We start from the raw sequence: 20,072 nt of genomic DNA, 5'->3' as shown, positions 1-20,072 counted from the left end.
TAGCTCTTTGTTTTGACGCAATTCCGGACGGAAAACCGCTATGCACGTTTCCTGGAATTGCTCTAAGCCGCCGCCAGCCCGCCAGCCCGCGTCTTCAGGAACGCCTCGCCGCAAGCCTTGGCCAGATTGCGCACGCGCAGGATGTAGCTCTGGCGCTCGGTGACCGAGATCACGCCGCGCGCGTCGAGCAGGTTGAAGACATGGCTTGCCTTGATGCACTGGTCGTAGGCTGGAAAGACCATGCGGTGCATCGCCAGATTGTCGCTCGGCTTCGGCGTGCCGGCATCGAGCAGCGCCTTGCACTCGGCCTCGGCGTCCTCGAAATGTCTCAACAGCATGGCGGTGTTGGCGAATTCGAAATTGTGGCGCGAATATTCCTGCTCGGCCTGCAGGAAGACCTCGCCGTAGGTGACCTTCTCGGCGCCTTCGCGGCCATTGAAGTTCAGGTCGTAGACATTGTCTACGCCCTGCACAAACATGGCGAGCCGCTCCAGCCCGTAGGTCAGTTCGCCCGCCACCGGCGCGCACTCGATGCCGCAGACCTGCTGGAAATAGGTGAATTGCGAGACCTCCATGCCGTCGCACCAGCATTCCCAACCGAGCCCCCAGGCGCCCAGCGTCGGGCTTTCCCAGTCGTCCTCGACGAAGCGGATGTCGTGCAGTAGCGGATCGACGCCGATCGCCGCGAGCGAGCCGAGATAGAGCTCCTGCAGGTTCGGCGGATTGGGCTTCAGGATCACCTGGTACTGATAATAGTGCTGCAGGCGGTTCGGGTTCTCGCCGTAGCGGCCGTCCTTCGGCCGGCGCGAGGGCTGCACGTAGGCTGCGTTCCAGCGCAGGGGGCCCAGCGCCCGCAAGGTGGTCGCCGGATGGAAGGTGCCGGCGCCGACCTCCATGTCGTAGGGCTGCAGGATGACGCAACCATAGTCCGCCCAGTAATTGTGCAAGGTGAGGATCAGCCCCTGGAAGGAGCGGCTGGGATGCATATGGGCGGGGATCTCGATGGTCACGGCGGCCTCGGAAAGCGCAGGATGACGCTTCCCTAGTTGCCGGGCCGGCAGGCGTCAAGGCGGCCAGGCTAAACCCGCGATGGTTGAACGGCTGTGCGTCGCTGGGCCGGGCTGAAACGCAAACGGGGCCCAAAGGAGCCCCGTTTCCTGGAAGCGCTGCTGCAGGTCTCAGCCTTTCGGCACAGGCGCCGGCTCCGGCTTCACCTTCGGGGTTTCCTGCGCGGTGTTGGATTCGATCGGCGGCAGGCCCTTGAGCAGCTTCTGCTGCAAGGTGGCGAGCACATCCGGATCGGGCTTCAGGTCGCGCGCCTGGGTCCACTGATAGGTGGCCTCCAGCTTGCGGCCCACGCGCCAGTAGGCATCGCCGAGATGGTCGTTGAGGACCGGATCCTCCGGCTTCAGCGAGACGGCGCGCTCCATCTCGCGCACGGCGTCGTCGAAGCGGCCCATGCGGAAGTAAGCCCAGCCAAGCGAATCGACGATGTAGCCGTCGTTCGGCCGCAGATCCACGGCCTTCTGGATCATCGCCAGGCCTTCCTTGAGATTCATGTTCATATCGACCCAGGAATAGCCGAGATAGTTCATGACTTGCGGCTGGTCGGGCTGCAACTCCAGCGCCTTGCGGAAATTGGGTTCGGCCTTCGGCCATTCCTTCAGCCGCTCATAGGCGATGCCGCGCTGGTAGAAGATGTTCCAGTTGGCCGCGGTCGGCGTCTTCAGCTGCTCGACGGCTTTGTCGTAGAGATTGGCAGCGGAGCGGAAATCTTCCTTGGAGCCATAGACGCCGCCAAGCGCCAGATAGGCGCGCATATCGTCCGGATGCTTTTCGAGATAGGCCTTGAGGTGGGCGATCGCCTCGTCATGCTTGTCGAGGTCGGCGAGGTTCAGGCCGATCTGCAGGTCGGAAAGCTCCTTCAGCGGCGAGGACGCCGGAACGCGGCGGTAAAGCGCGACTGCGCCCTCCCCGTCCTTAAGCTGCTCAGCAACGGCGGCAAGCTGCACCAGAGCCGCGTCGCTATCGGGTTTCAGCGCCAGCGCGTATTGCAGATAGAGCCGCACGAAAGGCTCGCCGCCGCCGCGGTTGAGCGCCGTGGCAAGGTCGAGCAGGATTTCGGACGCGCCGTCGGCCGGACCGGCGACGAGCGGCTCGATCTTGTCGCCCTTAGCGATACGGTCGCGCAGCGTGGTGATCTCGAGCTTGCCCGGCGCGAAGGCCTCGGCCTGGTTCAAAACCGCCAGCGCCTTCGACTTGTCGCCCTTGCGGGCCAGGAACGAGGCATAGGCCTGGGCATTGCGCATCCAGGTTTCGGGCGCGGAACCGCCCGCCGTGGTATCGGCCAGGGTGGCGGCGTAGATCGACTCGGCCTTGTCGTTCAGCCCGGCTGCGTCGGCGATCAGCGCGCGGTGGAACGACTTGAACAAGCCGAACCAATCCGGGCCCTTGAGCTTCTCGATGGACTCCATCGCCTCGGACGCGTTGCCGGCGCCTTCCTTGGCCCAGCCATCCATGACGCCCGAGAGCAGCCTGTCGAGATCGGATTCGAGCGACAGCTTCAGCCAGTACTGTGCCTTGGCGTAGTCCTTCTTGTGAAAGGAATCGATGGCCAGTGCCAGTCGCGAGAAGCGCTCGACATCGGGTACTTCCTTCAGCTTGTCGGCATAGACCAGCGATTCCTCGAACCGGCCCTGCGAGACCAGGGCCAGCATCAGGCTCTGCTGCAGGTCCTTGTCGTCAGGCGCGAAGGCCAGCGCCTGCTTGTAATAGGCGATCGCGTCGTCGAGGTCGTTGTCGCTTTCGGCGATATGGGCAGCGAGATAGGCGCCCGAAAAAGACGTGATCTGGAGCGGTTGGCCTGCTTCCTTGGCCTGGACCGGCAGCACCCAGAGCGCCACACCGGTCAGAAATGCCAGCCTCTTCAGCCAGCGCGCACGTCGTTGCCGCATCGTATTCCTTTCAGCCAGACGCGATCCCACCCTTGGCAGGCCGCCCTTAGACTCGATCTTTTCCGGTCAAAGCATGGCCTTTTTGGGGTCGGGCTTCAATCCAGCGCGAATCACAATGCAATCATCCGGCTTAAAAAACGATGCCGCGCGGCCGAAAAAACTCCCGTGAAGGCCAGGAACGTCCGTATGCCGAAATCGGACCGCCTGGATCAGGACGACATTCATTGAATCGTCAACCTGATCCAACTGCTTGCCGCCGCATAATTTTTTCGGACAACCGGGTCCCGCTTCTCGGGATCATGCTCTAAAGCGGCGTTTCGCCGAATCCGCCGGCCGCGACCGTATCGCACAGGCCGGACCATTCGCAGCCAGAGCACGCCTGGCGTGTCTGTCCGGCGGAAAAGGCCTTGCGCATCCCTGCCAGGCTGGAGGCGTCCAACGCGAACCGGTCGCCATCCTGGATCGGCCGGCCGAGGAAGGCCCCCACGTCGCGGGCGGCGAGGCGGTCGCGATCAGCGGCGCTTTCGCGCAGGCAATGGACGTCCGGCTCTGCGAGCAGCGGTGCGCAGATGTCGTCCGGACCGGAAACGATCACCACCCCCTCGCCCTCCTGCAGCCGCTTGATCACCTTGTCGTAGTTGGCGGTAAAGGCGGGCGAATATCCCTTGCCGACATAGGTCAGCAGGCAAAGCAGATGATGGGCGCGCAGCCTGACGGTCATCTGGTGTCGGCGATCGATTACCGGGACCGATTATCGGGGACCGGCCGGCCGGTTGCCCGAAAACAGCTTCAGCGTCGCGGCCCCCAGCGCCGACTTGAGCAGTCCGCCGACGATGAAAGGCAGGAAGCCGAAGGTGATAGCCTTCCCGGCGCCGATCATTACCGCAAGCCAGGCGGTGCCGAGAACCAGGCAAAGCAGGTTACCGATGAGCATGGCGGCGAAGGCGAGCATGACGCGGTTGCCGTTCCAGCCGCGCTCGGCCAGGCAGCCGACGACGGCGCCGACGACCGGGAACGCGAAGAGGTAGCCACCGGTCGGGCCGACGAAATGCTGCATGCCGGCCGCCCCGCCCGCCAGCACCGGAAACCCTGCCGCGCCTTCAACCAGCCAGGCGGCAATCGTAAGCGCGCCGAAACGCCAGCCATAGAGGGCGCCGACCAGTGTGACGGCGAAAGTCTGCATGGTCACCGGCACCGGCACCATCGGCACCTCGATATAGGAGGACAGCGCCAGAAACAGCGAACCGAGAATGACGGCGCCGATCTGCCAGGCAAGCGAACGGTTGTGCAGCCGAAGCGGGCTGAAGGATGGCTTGTAGGTCGAAGCTGCTGCGTTGGTCACGGTGTCTTCCTTGGCTGGATCGAAATTATAGATAATTCTTGAACTTCATCTATTATCGAATCCATATTTTCGCGAGCATGGCAAGCCCCAGCCAACCGGCGCCCGCTATTGCCTCTTGCCCAAGAGGGGCTGTCCATACATCACGAAGCCGGGGCCCCGACCAATCGCATGCGCTAACCGACGATAGCGAAGGCGTCGCGGGTCGTGCCGGAAGCTGTCTTGACCGGTTTCTGGCCGATCCACTGCACGTGGCGGCCGAGCGTCGCGGCGGCCGATTCTGTATTGCCTTGTCTCAACGCGCTCAGGATCGCCCGATGATCCTGGTCGGTGCGGGTCTCCCATTCGGAGCGCCAGGCCGCGAACAGGAAACGCGCGCTGGCGGCGTGCAGGTCGTCGATGGTGGAGAGCAGACGAGGCATGTTGCAGGGCGCCAGGATCAGCCGGTGGAAGGTGCGATTGGCCTCTTCCCAGGAGCGTACGTCGCGTGACTTGTCTCCGGCCTTGGTCGCCTCCTCGGCCAGGTCGAGGATCGACGCCGTCAGATGCGGCGCGGCGTGGCGCAGCGCCAGCACTTCGAGCGCCGCCCGCATCTCGGCCACTTCCCTGACCTCGCCGAGATCGAAGGAGGCGACGCGCACGCCGCGACGCGGCTCGCTGATCGCCAGGCCTTGAGCCTCCAGGCGGCGGAAAGCCTCGCGCACCGGGACATGGCTGGTGTTGAATTCTTCGGCGACATGGTCCTGGCGCAGCCGCGATCCGGGCTCGATCGCGCCCGAAATGATGCGATCCGCCAGTTCCTTGCTGATGCGGACGGCGATCGTGTCTTCTGTGCTGGCCATATTTTATAGATAATTTGCCGGGCCGCCCTTTGTCGAGACGGCTGCCGCGGGATTCATAGGCACACCACCGGCCGATGCCAAGCCAGCCCAGGGACGCCAAGCAGGCTCAGTTGACGCGGCTGATGCAGAAATCGATGACGTCGATCAGGGCCGATTTCTGCGGCGTCGCTTCTAGCGGCGCCAGCGCGTCTCGAGCGATCTCGCCGAAATGGCGGGCGCGGCCGATCGTGTCGGCTATGGCGCCGTGGCGGGCCATCAGGCCGATCGCCTTTTCCAGTCCGGCATCGTCGGTGACGTTCTCCTCGATGGCGCGCTTCCAGAAAGTACGCTCGGCCTTGGTGCCGCGCCGGTAGGCGAGGATCACCGGCAGCGTCACCTTGCCCTCGCGGAAATCGTCGCCGACATTCTTGCCGAGATCCTTGCTCGAGCCGCCGTAATCCAGAGCGTCGTCGATGAGTTGGAAGGCAAGGCCGAGATTCATGCCGTAGGAACGCAGCGCCGCGCGATCGTTACGCGAGGCCTGGGCGATCACCGGCCCGACTTCCGCGGCGGCCGAGAACAGCGCAGCGGTCTTGGCCTTGATGACGGCGAAATGCTCGTCCTCGGTGGTTTCGAGGTTCTTGGCGGCGGAAAGCTGCATCACCTCGCCCTCGGCGATGATGGAGGCGGCGGCCGACAGGATGTCCAACGCTTCCAGCGAGCCGACCTCGACCATCATTCGGAAAGCCTGGCCGAGCAGGAAATCGCCGACGAGCACGCTTGCCTGGTTGCCCCAGATCATGCGCGCCGTCTTCTTGCCGCGGCGCAGCGCGCTCTCGTCGACCACGTCGTCATGCAGAAGCGTCGCCGTGTGCATGAATTCGACCGCCGTGGCGAGCTTGACATGGCCCTCCCCGGAATAGCCGAACATCTGCGAGGCGGCGAGCGTGAGCATCGGCCTCAGCCGCTTGCCGCCCGACGAGATCAGGTGGTTGGCGATCTCCGGGATCATCTCGACGTCGGAGCCGGCCTTGGACAGGATCAACTCGTTGACCCGCCCCATGTCGGCTGCCGTCAGATCGATCAGGTCCTTGATGGAAGCGGGTTCGCGCTTGCCTTCGATGTTGAGAACGACACCCACCACAAAAACTCCCGTCTATTTGACGCGCGCGAGTTGACGCGCACGACGGCACCCTTGATCTCGCGCCGACTCTAGGGCGGCACAACCGGGCACGGCAAGAGGCGAATTAGCGCGCTCCGCCGACGGTGTGTCCACCCGCACGTTTACACGAACGCCGCAACCTGCGATTTTCGTTCCATGATCGAGCTTGTCCGCACCAACGACGCCGTCGTGATCTCCTTTGTCGAATTGCTGATGCGCGACGCCGGCATCGCCTGTTTCGTCGCCGACCAGAATATGAGCGTGCTCGACGGTTCGCTCGGCATCCTGCCCCGGCGCGTGATGGTCGACGCCGAGAAGGTCGATGCGGCGCGGCGCATCCTCAAGGACGCCGGCATCGAAAACGAGATCCGCAAGAAGTAATGGCAACCCGCACCGCCCCCGCCCCGGATACGCCGGCACACACGGTGGATGCCTTCCATCGCGGACGCTTCTGGCTGGTGCAGCCGAGCAGGGGCGCTCATCGCGCCGGCATGGACGCCATGATGCTGGCGGCCGCCGTGCCGTCCGGCTTTTCCGGGCGGCTTGCCGATTTCGGCGCGGGCGCCGGCGCCGCCGCCCTTGCCGTGCTGTCGCGCTGCCCGGCGGCACGGGCCGTGCTCGTCGAACGCTCGGCCGAAATGGCCGGGTTCGCCGCCGCCACGCTTTCGCATCCCGGCAATGCGCATCTCGGCGACCGCGCCTCGGTGCTGACGGCCGACGTGACGCTGACCGGCCGCGCGCGCGCGGAAGCCGGGCTTGCCGACAATTCCTTCGACTTCGTCATCATGAACCCGCCTTTCAACGCGGCCGAAGATCGTTCCACGCCGGACGCATTGCGCAGAGAGGCGCATGTCGTCGAGGAAGGGCTGTTCGAGCGCTGGATCAGGAGCGCCGCCGCCGTAGCGAGGCCACGCGGCGGGCTGGCCGTCATCGCACGGCCCGAGCAACTGGTTGCCATCCTCGATGCGGTCGAGGGGCGCTTCGGCGATGCCGAACTGCTGTGCGTGCATCCTCGGCCGGACGCGGCCGCTATCCGCATCGTCGTCAGGGCAGTGCTTGGCGCGCGCGGGAAACTGTCGATCCGCCCGCCCCTCGCGTTGCACGGGGCCTCAGGCAACGAGCCGACGGAGCGGACGGAAATGATCAACAATGGGCTGGCATCGCTGTTCGGCGATTGATCCCGGGCCGGCGATGCGGCATTGCCCTTGGCGGGCGAATGCCTACATGGCAGGCAGATGACGTCGCGCCCGAGAGACATTACCGACTTGCCTGACCTCGGCCTGCTCCCTTGCATTCTATCCGGAGACACCAGTTCGTGAAACGCCTCTTCAATCGCCTGCTGCCGAAATCCTGGCGCTCGACAGCCGTCACCATTCCGGTCATACGGCTGCAAGGCACCATCATGGCCGGCGGCGGCCAGTTCCGGCCAAGCCTGTCGCTCGCGTCGACGGCCGGCCTCATCGAGAAGGCGTTCGGCTTCGACGCGCCGGCTGTCGCAATCTCGATCAATTCGCCGGGGGGTTCGCCGGTGCAGTCGCGGCTGATCTTCAAGCGCATCCGCGATCTCGCCGTGGAAAAGAACAAGAAGGTGCTGGTCTTCGTCGAGGACGTCGCGGCTTCGGGGGGCTACATGATCGCGATCGCCGGCGACGAGATCTTCGCCGATCCCTCGTCGATCGTCGGCTCGATCGGCGTGGTCTCCGCTTCCTTCGGCTTCCCGGAACTGATGAAGAAGATCGGCGTCGAGCGTCGCGTCCATACGGCCGGACAGAACAAGGCCGTGCTCGATCCGTTCAAGCCGGAGAAGAAGGAGGACGTCGAGCGGCTGAAGGCGCTGCAGCTCGAAGTGCACGAGACCTTCATCGACCTCGTCAAGGAGCGGCGCGGCACAAAGCTCAAGGACGACCCGGACCTGTTCACCGGGCTGTTCTGGACCGCCAGGCGAGGCCTCGAGCTCGGCCTTGTGGACGCCCTTGGCGATATGCGCGGTGTGCTCAAGACGCGTTTCGGCGACAAGACACAACTCAAGCTGATCACCGCGCCGCGCGGTCTCATCGGTCGTTTCGGCCTGTTCGGCTCGCGCGTATCGGTGCCCGACATCGCCGCAGCCGCGGTCGGCGGCGTCATCGATGCGGCGGAAGAGCGCGCGCTGTGGGCACGCTTCGGGCTTTGAAAAAGCCATGATTGCGTCTACCATAACAGGTGACCGGCCTATCCGGCCGGCCTTGCCGCGAGGACGCGGGAGGAATTGTGAGATGCCGCAGGTCATTTTCTTCGCTGTTGTCGGCGCCGCCGCTTACTTCGGCTACCGCGCTTTCGTGCGCGAGGCCGAACGCGTGACGGCCAAGATCCGGCGCACCGAGAAACAGGCGGCGAACGGCACGATGGGCACGCTGGTCAAGGATCCCAAGACCGGCGAATATCGTCTCGCCAAGGACTGAAGCCATCCTGCCAGCAGCCGACATCCTGGAGCCCGGCACAAAGGTCCGGACGTGGCTCGCGCCTGCCAAGATCAACCTGGCGCTGCATGTCACGGGACGGCGCGCCGATGGCTACCATCTCATCGACAGCCTTGCCGTCTTCACCCGTTTCGGCGACCGGCTCGAGATCGAGCCGGCGGAGCAGGATGAGTTCTCGGTGTCGGGGCGCTATGCCGCGGGCCTGCCGCTCGACGACGGCAACCTGGTGGTGAAGGCGCGCGATGCCTTGCGCCGGGAAGCCGGCGCGCAACGCACGCCGCCAGTGGCCATCAGGCTGGAAAAGAACCTGCCGGTCGCCTCGGGCGTCGGCGGCGGCTCCAGCGACGCGGCGGCCGCGCTCAACGGCCTGGCGCGGCTCTGGGACCTCGATATCGACGATGGTTCGTTGGCCCGGATCGGGCTGTCGCTCGGCGCCGACCTGCCGATGTGCCTCAAGTCAAAACCGCTGGTCGCGCGCGGCATCGGCGATGAGGTATCGCCGCTCTCCGCATTTCCGGCGCTTGGCCTGGTCCTGGTCAATCCGGGCGTCGCGGTCTCGACGCCGGACGTGTTCAAGGCGCTCTCCAGCCGCGACAACGAGGCGCTGCCGCCGCTGCCGGGACGCCTCGACTTCCACGCCATCCGAGGCTGGCTGGAGGCGACGCGCAACGACCTCGAGGTCGCCGCCCGTTCGATCCAGCCGGCGATCGGCGAGGCGCTCAAGGCGCTCAAGCGCGCCGACGCCGCCTTCGCGCGCATGTCCGGCTCGGGCGCCACCTGCTTCGGCCTGTTCGAGACCGGCAATGTCGCCAAGCGCGCGGCGATCGAGATCCGCGCCCGCCATCCCGAATGGTTCGTCGCCGCGACGCGCAGCATGGAGGTGAGCGATGGCGAAGCTTGACGAGAGCCGGCCTTTCATCCCGGTACGCATCGCGGTGCTTACCGTGTCGGATACGCGCAGCCTTGCCGACGACAAGTCCGGCCAGACGCTGGCCGACCGCATCACCGAAGCCGGCCATACCCTTGCCGCCCGCGACATCGTCACCGACGACCGCGAAAAGATCCGCGACAAGGTTCTCGGCTGGTCGAAGGACGAAAACATCGATGTCGTGATCACCACCGGCGGCACCGGCTTCACCGGCCGCGACGTGACGCCGGAGGCGCTGGAGCCGATCTTCGAGAAGCGCATGGACGGCTTTTCCGAAGTCTTCCACCGCATCTCCTATGACAAGATCGGCACCTCGACGATCCAGAGCCGGGCGACCGGCGGCGTCGTCAACGCCACCTTCGTCTTCGTGCTGCCCGGGTCGCCCGGCGCCTGCAAGGACGCCTGGGACGGCATCATCAAGGCGCAGCTCGACTACCGGCACATGCCGTGCAACTTCGTCGAGATCATGCCGCGGCTCGACGAGCATCTCCGGCGCGGCGGCAGGGCCAGCGGCTAAAAAAGCCAGTCCGACCCTGCTCAGCGGATGACCGGCTCGCCGTGAAAACGGCGGCGCGACGGCTTGGAGACGCCGAAGCCGATCTCCATCATCAGCCGCGGCGTGTGTGCCGGCACGGTGCCCATGTGGAAGCCGAACGGATCCTCGACGAAGCCGAACCCCGCCTCGCCGGTCAACATGACCGGGCTTTGCGGGCCGTAGACGGCGAGCACCTCCCCCGCCGGATGGCCCACCAGAAGCGTCAGCTGATGCTTGAGCGCGCGGCGTTTGTGGCTGCCCCGGACATAGACATGCGGGCCAGCGCCTTGATCGACCGACTCCAGGTAGAAGAAGAACTTCAGCATGCGCCAGTCGTCGAGGTCGAAATGGTACTTGCCGAGCGAGGCAAGGTTCTTGTCCGCATCGGAAGCCTTGCCCGTCGGGAAGCTCCACCAGACGCGGGTGGTGATCAGCTTCGCCTGACCGCCGAGATAATGCCGGGCGACGTCGAGAAGCAGTGGGTCCTTCTGGATGGCGAGGGCCGCGGGGCAATCCAGGATGCGTTCGAAATAATGGCCGCTGAGCAGCGAGCGACCGAGGCGCTTCTCGGCATCGAGATGCTCGCTCGGCATGAATTCGAGACGACGGTCGAAATTGCCGAAACAGGGTGTGCGCCGCGCGAAAGCGGCGATCTCCTCGTGGATCGCCCGGGGAAGAACGAGGCCCGGGAACAAGCCATCCGAGCGCAAGGCCTTGACCACCGCTTGGCGATCAACGCCGGTAAACATTGTCTCCGCCGTATCCTCGGGCGGACGGGCTCGCCTGGCGGCCAGCCAGTGCATGCGACGCCCCGGCATGGTGCGCGCCAACACGAACATCGGCAGCCAGGCCGGATTTTCGCGCAGGTCCGTCAGATAGGTCGGGATGCGCACGGCCATGCGCTTGAACAAGCTGCCGTCGCGGGCGATCGCCTCCAGACTGGCCGCGGCTGAGTTGTCTGGGTTACCGAGGTTCATCGGGTCCTCTAGCTATTGGGCATCCCAAGCGACAGCCGCCTTTGAATTCGGTCTTGCCCAACCCCGTTTGTCCCGCATCAAGGATGCTACTAACGCGGCAGATTTTGTGCAATGCACAATCATATGCTCGTGGTGAATTTTCCCACACTTACGGCGACGATGGAGACTCGTCCCGCGAGGCGCGAAGAGTTTGAACTTACTTCAGCGGAGCCACCCGGATCTCGGCGTCCAGCCTTCTGGTGGCAAGTCCGCGCGCCAGGGCCTCGGCGCTGCGCGCGTTCTTTGCCAGGGCCGAGGCCTGCCGCTTGCTGATGACGAGACCCTCGGCCAGCGCGCGGTTGCCTGAAAAGACACGAGCCAGAAAAGGCGCTCGGTCGGCCCGGGCGCGCGAGAAACGGGCCGGCATGGTCTGCTTTGCCGTATGCGCGACGACCTCGTCGATCCATCCCTCGGCAAGCCGCGCGCCGGGCTCGAGAAGCAGCAGCCAATCGCCCTTGGCCTGGCCGATGCCAGCGCCGATCCCGCCTGTCACATAATGGCAGCCGGCGTGCTCGGCCACCCGATGCGTTTGATCTGTCGAGCCGGCATCACAGACGATGACGTCGCGCACAACGCCTTCGACCGCGCCGCCGACCAGCGAGGCGAGCGTGCGGGCAAGCCCCTCTTCGTCATTGCGGGTCTCGATGAGAACGCTGAGCATCCCTAGCCGAATAGCGGAAAGCCGCCTCTTGCGCCAGTTACGCTTTCAGGTTCAAAAAGTTCTTGCTTTGTTCTCATCGGCCAAATAGGAATAGTTTCATGAACCGAGCGATTCGACAGCCTGCCGACAGTCCCTGGGAGAGGGCGAAGATGGAACAGATCGTGCGCGCCGACATTGCTGCTTTCGGAGCAGGCAGAGCCGAAATGGCAAACGCGATGATCGAACAGAGCGGCATGCGCGTGCGGCCCGACCGCAATCGCGGCCGCTCGGCCGGCATCAACCCCTCCGGCCGTTTCGAGCCGGTCAGCCGGCATGTGTTCGACGATGGCTGGAACTCGCTGGAAGAGTTGCCGCCCTTCAAGACGGAGGTGCAGGTCGAGAAGCCACGCACCATCATCACCCGCAACGAATCGCCCGACATTTCCTTTGACCGTTCGATCAACCCCTATCGCGGCTGCGAGCATGGCTGCGTCTACTGCTTCGCCAGGCCGACGCATGCCTTCATGGGCCTGTCGCCGGGGTTGGATTTCGAATCGAAGCTGTTCGCCAAGCCGGATGCGGCGCGCATGCTGGACAGGGAATTGTCGAAGCCCGGCTACCAGCCGCGCACGATTGCCATCGGCACCAACACCGATCCCTACCAGCCGATCGAGAAGCAGTACCGTATCGTACGCGAGATCCTGGAAGTTCTGGAGGCGCGCGGCCATCCTGTCGGGATCGTCACCAAGTCGGCGCTCGTTACGCGCGACATCGACATCCTGTCGCGCATGGCGGAGCGTGGCCTGGCCAAGGTTGCGCTCTCGGTGACGACGATGGACCGTATGCTGGCCAGAACGATGGAGCCTCGCGCGTCGACGCCGACCAAGCGGCTGGAGGCGATCAGGCAGCTCTCGGATGCCGGCATTCCGGCATCGGTGATGGTGGCGCCGGTCATTCCCGGCCTCAACGATCCGGAGATGGAACGCATCCTCGACTCGGCGAGAGCCGCGGGTGCCCGGGAGGCAGGCTATGTCATCCTTCGCCTGCCGCTCGAAGTGGCGCCGATTTTCAAGGACTGGCTGCTGCGCCATTATCCGGACCGCTACCGGCATGTGATGTCGCTGATCCGTTCGATGCGCGACGGCAAGGACTACGATTCCGAATGGGGCAAGCGCATGAAGGGCGCCGGTCCCTATGCCTGGCAGATCGGCCGGCGCTTTGAGATCGCGGCCAAGCGTCTCGGCCTAAACGCAGAACGGCGGCAGCTTCGCATCGATCAATTCGTCGCAGGCTCCGGCGCCGGCGAGCAGCTGATGCTGCTTTAACCTGGGTGCCGGCGATAGCTGGCCGGCACCAAGCAGTTCCAGGCAAAGCGGTTTTCCGTCTGGAATTGCGGTCCTTTTGAAGAATCCGTCCGGCCCCTGTCCCCCGGCCGTGAGACGGTGCCCTCCCGGTCCGGCGCCCCACCCGACCCGGAGGGACTTGCGGAGAATCGGAGCCGATGCGAACCTCGCCGCACCATGGCTCGCGCGCGTTCCGATTCTCCGCTACTCTTTGAAATGGTCGAGAAGCCCGACTTCTCGATCGAGACGAAGGCAATGGCCGACGGGCTGTGGCCGGTCGCCGGCATGGACGAAGCTGGCCGCGGGCCGCTCGCTGGACCGGTAGTGGCCGCCGCTGTGGTGCTCAACCCCGCCAGTATCCCGGAAGGCCTCGACGATTCCAAACGCCTCACCCATTTGCAGCGCGAAGCGCTGTTCCTCAAAATTCTCGGCTCGGCGCTCAGCATCTCGATGGCCTCGATCAGCGCCGAAGGCATCGACAACAGCAACATCCTGAAAGCGAGCCTGGAAGCGATGCGCCGCGCGGTCGCCGGCCTGTCGCTGCAGCCGAAACTTGCTCTGGCCGACGGCCGGGACGTTCCTCCCGGTCTCACCTGCGAAGGCAGGGCGCTCGTCAAGGGTGACCAGCGCTCGCAGTCGATCGCGGCCGCCTCGATCGTTGCCAAGGTGATGCGGGACCGAATGATGTGCGGCTGCGGCGGCCATCACGAGCATTACGGCTTCGAGGTGCATATGGGTTATGCGACTGTCCGCCACCGCACAGCGATCGAGGCGCATGGGCCAGTAGCAAGGCTGCACCGGACCTCGTTCGCGCCGTTCCGCCTGGGCGGAGCCGAGGCGGTTGAGGAAGAGAGCCTGGCCGGGTTGGACCAGTAGCTGATCTCTCCCCTTGTGCGGAGATAGCCGGCAGCCCAGAGGGGAGCGCTGTCCCGCCGACGTAACAATGCTTGGGTTCCTCGGAGAGGGGCGTTCGTACGGCGCTCCCCTCTCCGTCGCGGCTTCGCCGAGCCACCTCTCCCCACATTCGTGGGGCGAGGAGCCTTGACCCTGCAGCGCCGGGATCCTCACCCCCCTTCTGCCCTGCCGGGCCCCAGAAGGGGGGAGATCCGCAGCGTCGTCGTCGCGCTTCCCTCGCCAAACAAAAAAGCCGCCGGGTTGCCCAGGCGGCTTTCTCATTCGTAACTGTGGTCAGCTCAGTTCAGCTTGGCCTTCACGTCGTCGAGCGCCGACTTGAACAGATCGGCGCCGGCCTTGGCGTCGACCTTGGCGGCAAGCAGCGCGCGGGCGGCCTCGACAGCGATGTCGACGGCGCTGGCACGCACTTCGCTCACAGCCTCGCGCTCGGCCTGGCCGATCTTCTGCTCGGCAAGCGCGGTGCGGCGGGCGACGTATTCCTCGGTCTTCTTGGCCGCCTCGGAGGCAAGCAACTCGGCCTCGCGCCTGGCGGCGGCGACGATGTCGGCGGCCTCCTTCTCGGCTTCCTTGCGCTTCTGCTGGTACTGGCCAAGCAGTTGCTGCGCCTCTTCACGAAGCTTGCGTGCCTCCTCGAGCTCGGCGCTGATCTTGACCGCGCGGGCGTCGAGCGACTTGGTGAGCATGCCCGGCACCTTCAGATAGATGATGGCGCCGAGGAAGATGATCAGGGCGATGGTGGCCCAGAGCGTGGCGAGTGATGTGGCGTCCATGATCCCGCTCCCTCACCGGCTCGCGGATTTGACCGCGGCCGCGATCTCAGACTTGTCGGCCTTGCCGCCGGCAAGCGCCTCGACGATGGCCGACGTGGTGTCCTCGGCGATCGTGCCGACTTCCTTCATCGCCTTGGCCTTGATCGAGGCGATGCTCGCCTCGGCCTCGCCGAGCTTCTTCTCAAGCTCGGCCTCAAGCTTCTTGCGCGTGCTCTCGGCGTCCGCCTTGGCTGCGTCGTTCGCCTGCTGGCCGATCTTGTTGGCGTTGGCCTTGGCTTCCGCCAGTTCCTGCTCATAGGCGGCAACGGCGGCATCGGCCTCGCTCTTCAGCCTTGCGGCGTGGTCGAGATCCTGGGTGATGCGATCGTTGCGGACATCGATGATGGCGCCGAGACGCGGCATCACAACCCGCTTGAGGAACAGGTAGAAGAGCCCGAAGGTGATGACCAGCCACAGGATCTGCGACGGGAACGTCTTGGCATCGAACGGCGGGAACGCTTCATGCTCCGCAGCAGGCACGGCGGTGCCCGCATGCGTATCGCCCTCGGCCGCGGCCGGCGCTGCTTCTTGCGCATAGGCAGATGTCACGAACATCTCATTCCCCTGTCCATGGAACGGGGCCGCACCATGCGGCCCGTTTCGTCAGCTCTCAATCTTACTTGAAGACCAGGAGCAGAGCGATCAGGAGCGAGAAGATGCCCAGAGCTTCGGTCACGGCGAAGCCGAAGATCAGGCGGCCGAACTGGCCGTCCGCAGCCGACGGGTTGCGGAGCGCGCCCGAGAGGTAGCTGCCAAAGATGTTGCCGAGGCCGATGCCCGCGCCGCCCATGCCGATGCAGGCGATACCAGCGCCGATAGCAGCTGCTGCAGTTGCGTCCATTTCAAAACTCCTGTGGTTTGCTTGTTCGTTGCAGTTGGTACGTTGGGTATGCTGACGCCGGGGCGCCGGTGAAAATCAATCAGTGGCTCGGGTGCAGCGCGTCGTTGAGGTACATGCAGGTCAGCACCGCAAAGACATAGGCCTGCAGGAAGGCGACCAGCAGCTCGAGAGCGGTCAGCGCGACAGCCATGGCCAAAGGCAGCACCGAGCCGGCGATGCCGACGGCGCCAAGCGCGCTGAGACTGACGACGAAGCCGGAGAACACTTTCAGCGTGATGTGGCCGGCCAGCATGTTGGCGAAAAGACGAACCGAGAGGCTGACGGGACGCGAGACGAAGGAGATGACTTCGATCGCCACCACCAGCGGCAGGAGAAGGCCCGGCACGCCATGCGGCACGAACAGCTTGAGGAAGCCCAATCCGTGCTTGGCGAAGCCGTAGACGACGACCGTGCCGATGACGAGGATCGCCAGCGTGAAGGTCACGATGATGTGGCTGGTAACGGTGAAGAAATAGGGGAACAGGCCGATCAAATTGGCGACCAACACGAACATGAACAGCGAGAACACCAGCGGGAAGAACTGCATCCCCTGCTTGCCGGCGGCGTCGCGCAGCATGTTGCCGACGAATTCGTAGGCCATTTCGGAAATCGACTGCAGGCGGCCGGGGATCAGTGCGCGGCCGGCCGTGCTCATGTAGAGGAAGCCCGACGCGAGAACGATCGTGACGACCATGAACAGCGAGGAGTTGGTGAACGAAACGTCGTAGCCGCCGATATGCAGCGGGATGATCGGATGGATCTGGAACTGGTGGATCGGATCGACCTTGTCAGCAGCAGCCACTTTAAATCCCCGTCAAAGCCACACGGCTTCTTAAGTTCACTTCAGCGCCTTGCGGCGCCCCACTTCATTTTTTCGGCTCCGGCGGCTTGCCGCTCTGGCCGAATTCGGATGCCAGTCCCGCCGAGCGCAGGACATTGAGTATACCGGCGCCAAAGCCCAGCAACAGGCCGACGATCAGACCCCAGGGCGTTGTTCCCGCCAGGCGGTCGATGATCCAGCCCAAGCCGACACCGACCACCACCCCGGCGATGAACTCGCTGGATAGTTTCAGCGCCTGACCGTAACCGGTCGCAGCTCTCGCTTCGTCTTTCCCCTCGAGCCTGTCCGTGCGTCTCGTCGCAAGCGATGCTTCAAGATCGCGCCGGCGGCGCTCAAGTTCGTCGTCGCGGATGGTGGCTTCTGGCTGCCTGCCGCGGCCGGTTTCTCCGGTCCCGTCTGGCCCGGTTTTGTCGGCCATCGCAACCCCCCTGCCCGGGCAGACGATCGCTGTCCGTCCGCTTCTAAAGTCGCCGGCAACATAGTTAGAGGGTCCGCGCCCGTCAAGCCACGGGCCGAACTTCCAAGCGATGTATTTTCGGAAATAAAATCAATGGGTTATTGAGGTGCGACATCGTGCCCTTCACGCCCGCGTGAGGTGACGGCGCGAATCCGCGCGGCAAGCGGCGCCAATCGGCCCGGGCGGAAGGCCGCCGGGGAGCTTGCCGGAGGCGTCGTCAAGCGGGTCAGTTCAAGCCGTCCGGCGGCTCAGCTCCAGCCGCCGCCATAGGTGCGATAGAAAATATGCAGGCCGATCCTTGTCATGCGCTGCATGGCTCGTGCCCAGCCGGGATGGACGTAGTTGGCGTAGTAATGCGTCGAGGAGCCGACCTCGGGAATGAAGATCTTGCCGGCGGTCACCGCCATGGCAACCTCCTGCGCTGTCTTGTAGGAAGCCTGGTCGGTGATGATCTTCTTCCTGCCGTCGCAGGCAAAGGAGAACTGGCAGCGGTTGAACCAGTCGTCGTTCTGGTAGACGACGCCGCAGATCGTCTTCGGATAGGCCGGGTTGCGGACGCGGTTCAGGATCACTTGCGCGACCGCCGCCTGGCCGCGAACCGGCTCGCTGCGCGCTTCGAAATAGATGCCCTTGGCAAGGCAGGCCTGCTCAGGCTTGGAAAAGACGCTGGCCGGCAGCGGGTTCTGCATCCAGGCATGATCGCCCTTGCCCATCGGCGGGATGAAGCGGCCATCGTTGGGGTCATCCTGCAGCAGCGCCTCGAAGGGCGAGGCTTTTGCGTAGTCGGGCGCGGACTGGGCATAGGCCGTGGCGAGGATATCCGGCTTGTCGTTGTTGACGAGGGCGACAAGTGCCGCCGGCAGGGCCGGATCAGGCTTCTTGTCCTCGCGAATATGGAAGGCCTGGGCGATCTGGACTTCCTTGCCCTTGATGCCGGGCTTGGCGAAGGTGAGCTTCAGGCCGCTGTCCATGCTCGGGCGCAGCAGCGAGGAGGTGCGCTCGAAGATCGAGCCGGCGCTGAAGTTCTTGGGCGGCGCGACGGGCGAGATCTGAACGAGGCGGCCCTTCTTGTCAGCGCGCACGACACGATCCTCATCGGGCGTGGCGCCCGCGGCGCTGCCCTTGCCGCGGAAGGCGACGGTGCCCACGCCCGGCAGGTTCACGCCGGAGCCGGAGATCGAGCCGGTGGTGGTGGAATCGATGAACGGCATCTCGGCGGCATGCACCGAGCCGGCGGCGGATGTCTCGATATAGGCGTTCCAGCGGACGTTGGGCGCCTCCAGACCGGAGATCAGGCTGGTCATATCCTGATAAGCGACGACCGACGGAAAGCCGATCCAGATGCCGAGCCCCAGAACCAAGGGGGGAAGGAAGGAACGTCTTTTCGCAACGGCGGCGGCGGCAAGCCGCATTGAAACGCGTCGGTGCACGGAACTCTCCAGAACGCTACTGACCCCAGAGAGCCAAAATGAAGCATTAACCTTGATGCGGGGTTAACGACATCGATCGTGTTCTTTTCGTGTTTGAGGCAACCGGCTTGCCGGTTCCACTGCGCCCGATCAAGGACCAGGCCTGGGTGCGGCGCATCAGGTTCGGTTGAATGAGGCGGGGCGCAGGAAGACCGGCCAGGCGAGCGCCGCGCAGATCGCGGCCGCCAGCCACACGCCCGGCCATGCGAAGACAAGCAGCAGCCAAGGAATGGCGATCGGCACAAGGCAGAAGCCGACGAACACAAAACTGTTGGCCAGGCTGAGTGCCGTGCCGACATGGCCGGCGCCGGCAAGCGTGGCAAGCTCGGTGTAGGCGACGCCATGCCAGGCCGACACGGATATGCCTGCGACGACGACCGTCAGTGGGAGCAGCGGAAGCAAGGCCGGAAGTGCGGCGGCGCCGGTCGCCAGCAGGCAGAGCACCAAGAAAGCCATTGCGCTCAGCGCGCTGCAGAGTTGGAGAAATGGACGGCGGTTGCCGTGTCGGTCGGTGAAGCGACCGCTCCAGACGCGCATCACCATGGCGCCGATCTGCACGGCGGCGAGGCTGGCGCTGGTCACCCATGTGCCCATGCCGGCAAAATCATGCAGGAAGACCGTGGCGAAGGTGAGCACCGCGACCTGCGGAAAGCATAGCAGCCCGATCGCGGTCGAGATGCGCCACACCGCGATGTTGCGCAAGGGCGCCGGGCCGCTTGTCGCGGCGGCGGCGTGACCGCCGCCTTCGACAGGCGGTTCGTGCAACCAGCGCCAGGCAAAACAGGCCGAAAGCGCGGAGACGGCCGCAAGCAGGCCGAAGACCGCGCCAAAACCCAAAGCCTGCGCCAGCGACGGCAGGACGAGCGCGCCCAGCCCGCCGCCAAGCGGCACCGCCGTCTGCCGGATGCTCATGGCGAAGCCGCGCTCGCCCTCCGCGAACCAGCCCATGATGGCGCGGCCGCTGGAGCCGTTGACGCTGCCGCCGAGGAGGCCGGCGACGAGCAGGCTTGGCGAGAGCAGCGCGACGCTGGGAAAGGCTGTTTTCGTAGGCACGACGAGCAGTGCCATGACGAGAAGCCATGCCGCCGTCGCGCCGAGCCCGGTCAGGAGCACGCGGCGGTCGCCCCAGCGGTCGGTGAGCACGCCCCAGGGCAATTCGCTCAGCGCCACGCCGAGGCCGAGAAGCCCGAGCGCGAGGCCGAGCGAGGCATTGTCGAGGTGGTAGCCCTGGCGCATCGCCACCGCGGTTGCCGGAATGCCGGAGAAGGTGGCGGAGAAGCCGGCATTGGCGGCAACGCCGATGCCCAGAACCTTCCAGCGATGGTTGGGGCCGAAGGGGCGACGCACGAGTGCGCCAGTGTCCCCCTTTGGCTGTTGGCGGTCGTTTGGCGCGACGATGGCGGACATGATTCGATTCCCATAACGCCCGGCGGGCGGCTTGACGAACGGGATGTAGCGCCATAGGTTAATCCACAAAATCAGGAATTTTTTGATCAATAATCCT

At 64.9% G+C, this 20,072-nt stretch carries 23 protein-coding genes; 8 read left to right on the top strand and 15 right to left on the bottom strand.

Annotated elements, in window-relative coordinates; all coding sequences use genetic code 11:
* Window positions 1-62: 62 nt before the first annotated feature.
* The 6 genes from ACR64R_RS01820 to ACR64R_RS01795 form a co-directional block, all read right to left on the bottom strand.
* Window positions 63-986, bottom strand: a complete 924-nt coding sequence (locus ACR64R_RS01820) for a glycine--tRNA ligase subunit alpha (RefSeq protein ID WP_487362355.1) — start codon at window positions 984-986, stop codon at window positions 63-65.
* 192 nt (window positions 987-1,178) lie between these two features.
* On the bottom strand, window positions 1,179-2,954 hold the full coding sequence (locus ACR64R_RS01815) for a tetratricopeptide repeat protein (protein ID WP_487359995.1): 1,776 nt from the start codon (window positions 2,952-2,954) through the stop codon (window positions 1,179-1,181).
* 304 nt (window positions 2,955-3,258) lie between these two features.
* Window positions 3,259-3,675 carry a DUF1284 domain-containing protein gene (locus ACR64R_RS01810; RefSeq protein ID WP_487359994.1) on the bottom strand — a complete coding sequence of 139 codons (417 nt, stop codon included), beginning with the start codon at window positions 3,673-3,675 and terminating at the stop codon, window positions 3,259-3,261.
* A gap of 30 nt (window positions 3,676-3,705) precedes the next feature.
* Window positions 3,706-4,296: a biotin transporter BioY gene (locus tag ACR64R_RS01805; RefSeq protein WP_487359993.1), complete on the bottom strand. Its 591-nt coding sequence runs from the start codon at window positions 4,294-4,296 to the stop codon at window positions 3,706-3,708.
* A gap of 173 nt (window positions 4,297-4,469) precedes the next feature.
* Window positions 4,470-5,135, bottom strand: a complete 666-nt coding sequence (locus ACR64R_RS01800) for a GntR family transcriptional regulator (protein ID WP_487359992.1) — start codon at window positions 5,133-5,135, stop codon at window positions 4,470-4,472.
* Window positions 5,136-5,241: 106 nt separating this feature from the next.
* A complete protein-coding gene (locus tag ACR64R_RS01795; protein ID WP_487359991.1) occupies window positions 5,242-6,255 on the bottom strand; it encodes a polyprenyl synthetase family protein in 1,014 nt (337 codons plus the stop codon).
* 177 nt (window positions 6,256-6,432) lie between these two features.
* Here ACR64R_RS01795 and ACR64R_RS01790 point away from each other — a divergent pair, with 177 nt between their 5' ends.
* From ACR64R_RS01790 to moaB, 6 genes are all read left to right on the top strand, one after another.
* The gene (locus ACR64R_RS01790; RefSeq protein ID WP_487359990.1) at window positions 6,433-6,657 is read left to right on the top strand and encodes a putative signal transducing protein; all 225 of its coding nucleotides are present in this window, start codon (window positions 6,433-6,435) and stop codon (window positions 6,655-6,657) included.
* Entirely contained in the window at window positions 6,657-7,454 is a 798-nt protein-coding gene (locus tag ACR64R_RS01785; protein WP_487359989.1) for a tRNA1(Val) (adenine(37)-N6)-methyltransferase, read from the top strand. The genes ACR64R_RS01790 and ACR64R_RS01785 overlap by 1 nt, the downstream gene beginning before the upstream one ends.
* A 137-nt stretch (window positions 7,455-7,591) precedes the next feature.
* Window positions 7,592-8,449 carry a S49 family peptidase gene (locus ACR64R_RS01780; protein WP_487359988.1) on the top strand — a complete coding sequence of 286 codons (858 nt, stop codon included), beginning with the start codon at window positions 7,592-7,594 and terminating at the stop codon, window positions 8,447-8,449.
* Between the two features lie 82 nt (window positions 8,450-8,531).
* Window positions 8,532-8,717, top strand: a complete 186-nt coding sequence (locus tag ACR64R_RS01775; RefSeq protein ID WP_487359987.1) for a hypothetical protein — start codon at window positions 8,532-8,534, stop codon at window positions 8,715-8,717.
* A 25-nt stretch (window positions 8,718-8,742) separates the two neighbouring features.
* Window positions 8,743-9,636, top strand: a complete 894-nt coding sequence (locus ACR64R_RS01770; protein ID WP_487362354.1) for a 4-(cytidine 5'-diphospho)-2-C-methyl-D-erythritol kinase — start codon at window positions 8,743-8,745, stop codon at window positions 9,634-9,636.
* On the top strand, window positions 9,623-10,180 hold the full coding sequence (gene moaB / locus ACR64R_RS01765) for a molybdenum cofactor biosynthesis protein B (protein ID WP_487359986.1): 558 nt from the start codon (window positions 9,623-9,625) through the stop codon (window positions 10,178-10,180). Before ACR64R_RS01770 ends, moaB begins: the two co-directional genes overlap by 14 nt.
* 20 nt (window positions 10,181-10,200) lie before the next feature.
* Here moaB and ACR64R_RS01760 read toward each other — a convergent pair whose 3' ends face one another.
* On the bottom strand, window positions 10,201-11,175 hold the full coding sequence (locus ACR64R_RS01760; RefSeq protein WP_487359985.1) for a hypothetical protein: 975 nt from the start codon (window positions 11,173-11,175) through the stop codon (window positions 10,201-10,203).
* A 196-nt stretch (window positions 11,176-11,371) separates the two neighbouring features.
* Window positions 11,372-11,875 (bottom strand): glycosyltransferase, encoded by a 504-nt coding sequence (locus ACR64R_RS01755; RefSeq protein WP_487359984.1) that lies wholly within the window; start codon window positions 11,873-11,875, stop codon window positions 11,372-11,374.
* Between the two features lie 149 nt (window positions 11,876-12,024).
* Between ACR64R_RS01755 and ACR64R_RS01750 the strand changes: the two genes are divergently transcribed.
* Window positions 12,025-13,179, top strand: coding sequence for a PA0069 family radical SAM protein (locus tag ACR64R_RS01750; RefSeq protein ID WP_487359983.1), 1,155 nt, complete (start codon window positions 12,025-12,027; stop codon window positions 13,177-13,179).
* Window positions 13,180-13,374: 195 nt separating this feature from the next.
* Window positions 13,375-14,073, top strand: a complete 699-nt coding sequence (rnhB, locus tag ACR64R_RS01745) for a ribonuclease HII (RefSeq protein ID WP_487359982.1) — start codon at window positions 13,375-13,377, stop codon at window positions 14,071-14,073.
* Between the two features lie 317 nt (window positions 14,074-14,390).
* On the opposite strand, the gene ACR64R_RS01740 is transcribed toward rnhB, so the two are convergent.
* From ACR64R_RS01740 to ACR64R_RS01710, 7 genes are all read right to left on the bottom strand, one after another.
* On the bottom strand, window positions 14,391-14,882 hold the full coding sequence (locus ACR64R_RS01740; protein WP_487359981.1) for a F0F1 ATP synthase subunit B: 492 nt from the start codon (window positions 14,880-14,882) through the stop codon (window positions 14,391-14,393).
* A 12-nt stretch (window positions 14,883-14,894) separates the two neighbouring features.
* Entirely contained in the window at window positions 14,895-15,476 is a 582-nt protein-coding gene (locus ACR64R_RS01735) for a F0F1 ATP synthase subunit B (RefSeq protein ID WP_487359980.1), read from the bottom strand.
* Window positions 15,477-15,537: 61 nt separating this feature from the next.
* A complete protein-coding gene (locus ACR64R_RS01730; protein WP_027164582.1) occupies window positions 15,538-15,762 on the bottom strand; it encodes a F0F1 ATP synthase subunit C in 225 nt (74 codons plus the stop codon).
* A 79-nt stretch (window positions 15,763-15,841) separates the two neighbouring features.
* Window positions 15,842-16,603 (bottom strand): F0F1 ATP synthase subunit A, encoded by a 762-nt coding sequence (locus tag ACR64R_RS01725; protein WP_487359979.1) that lies wholly within the window; start codon window positions 16,601-16,603, stop codon window positions 15,842-15,844.
* Between the two features lie 64 nt (window positions 16,604-16,667).
* Window positions 16,668-17,060 (bottom strand): AtpZ/AtpI family protein, encoded by a 393-nt coding sequence (locus tag ACR64R_RS01720; RefSeq protein WP_487359978.1) that lies wholly within the window; start codon window positions 17,058-17,060, stop codon window positions 16,668-16,670.
* Between the two features lie 287 nt (window positions 17,061-17,347).
* On the bottom strand, window positions 17,348-18,529 hold the full coding sequence (locus ACR64R_RS01715) for a cell wall hydrolase (protein ID WP_487359977.1): 1,182 nt from the start codon (window positions 18,527-18,529) through the stop codon (window positions 17,348-17,350).
* A gap of 156 nt (window positions 18,530-18,685) precedes the next feature.
* A complete protein-coding gene (locus ACR64R_RS01710; RefSeq protein WP_487359976.1) occupies window positions 18,686-19,975 on the bottom strand; it encodes an MFS transporter in 1,290 nt (429 codons plus the stop codon).
* Window positions 19,976-20,072: the final 97 nt, after the last annotated feature.

The sequence above is a fragment of the Mesorhizobium sp. MC2-1-1 genome (genome assembly GCF_057597255.1).
This window is presented reverse-complemented; position numbering and strand designations above follow the sequence as displayed.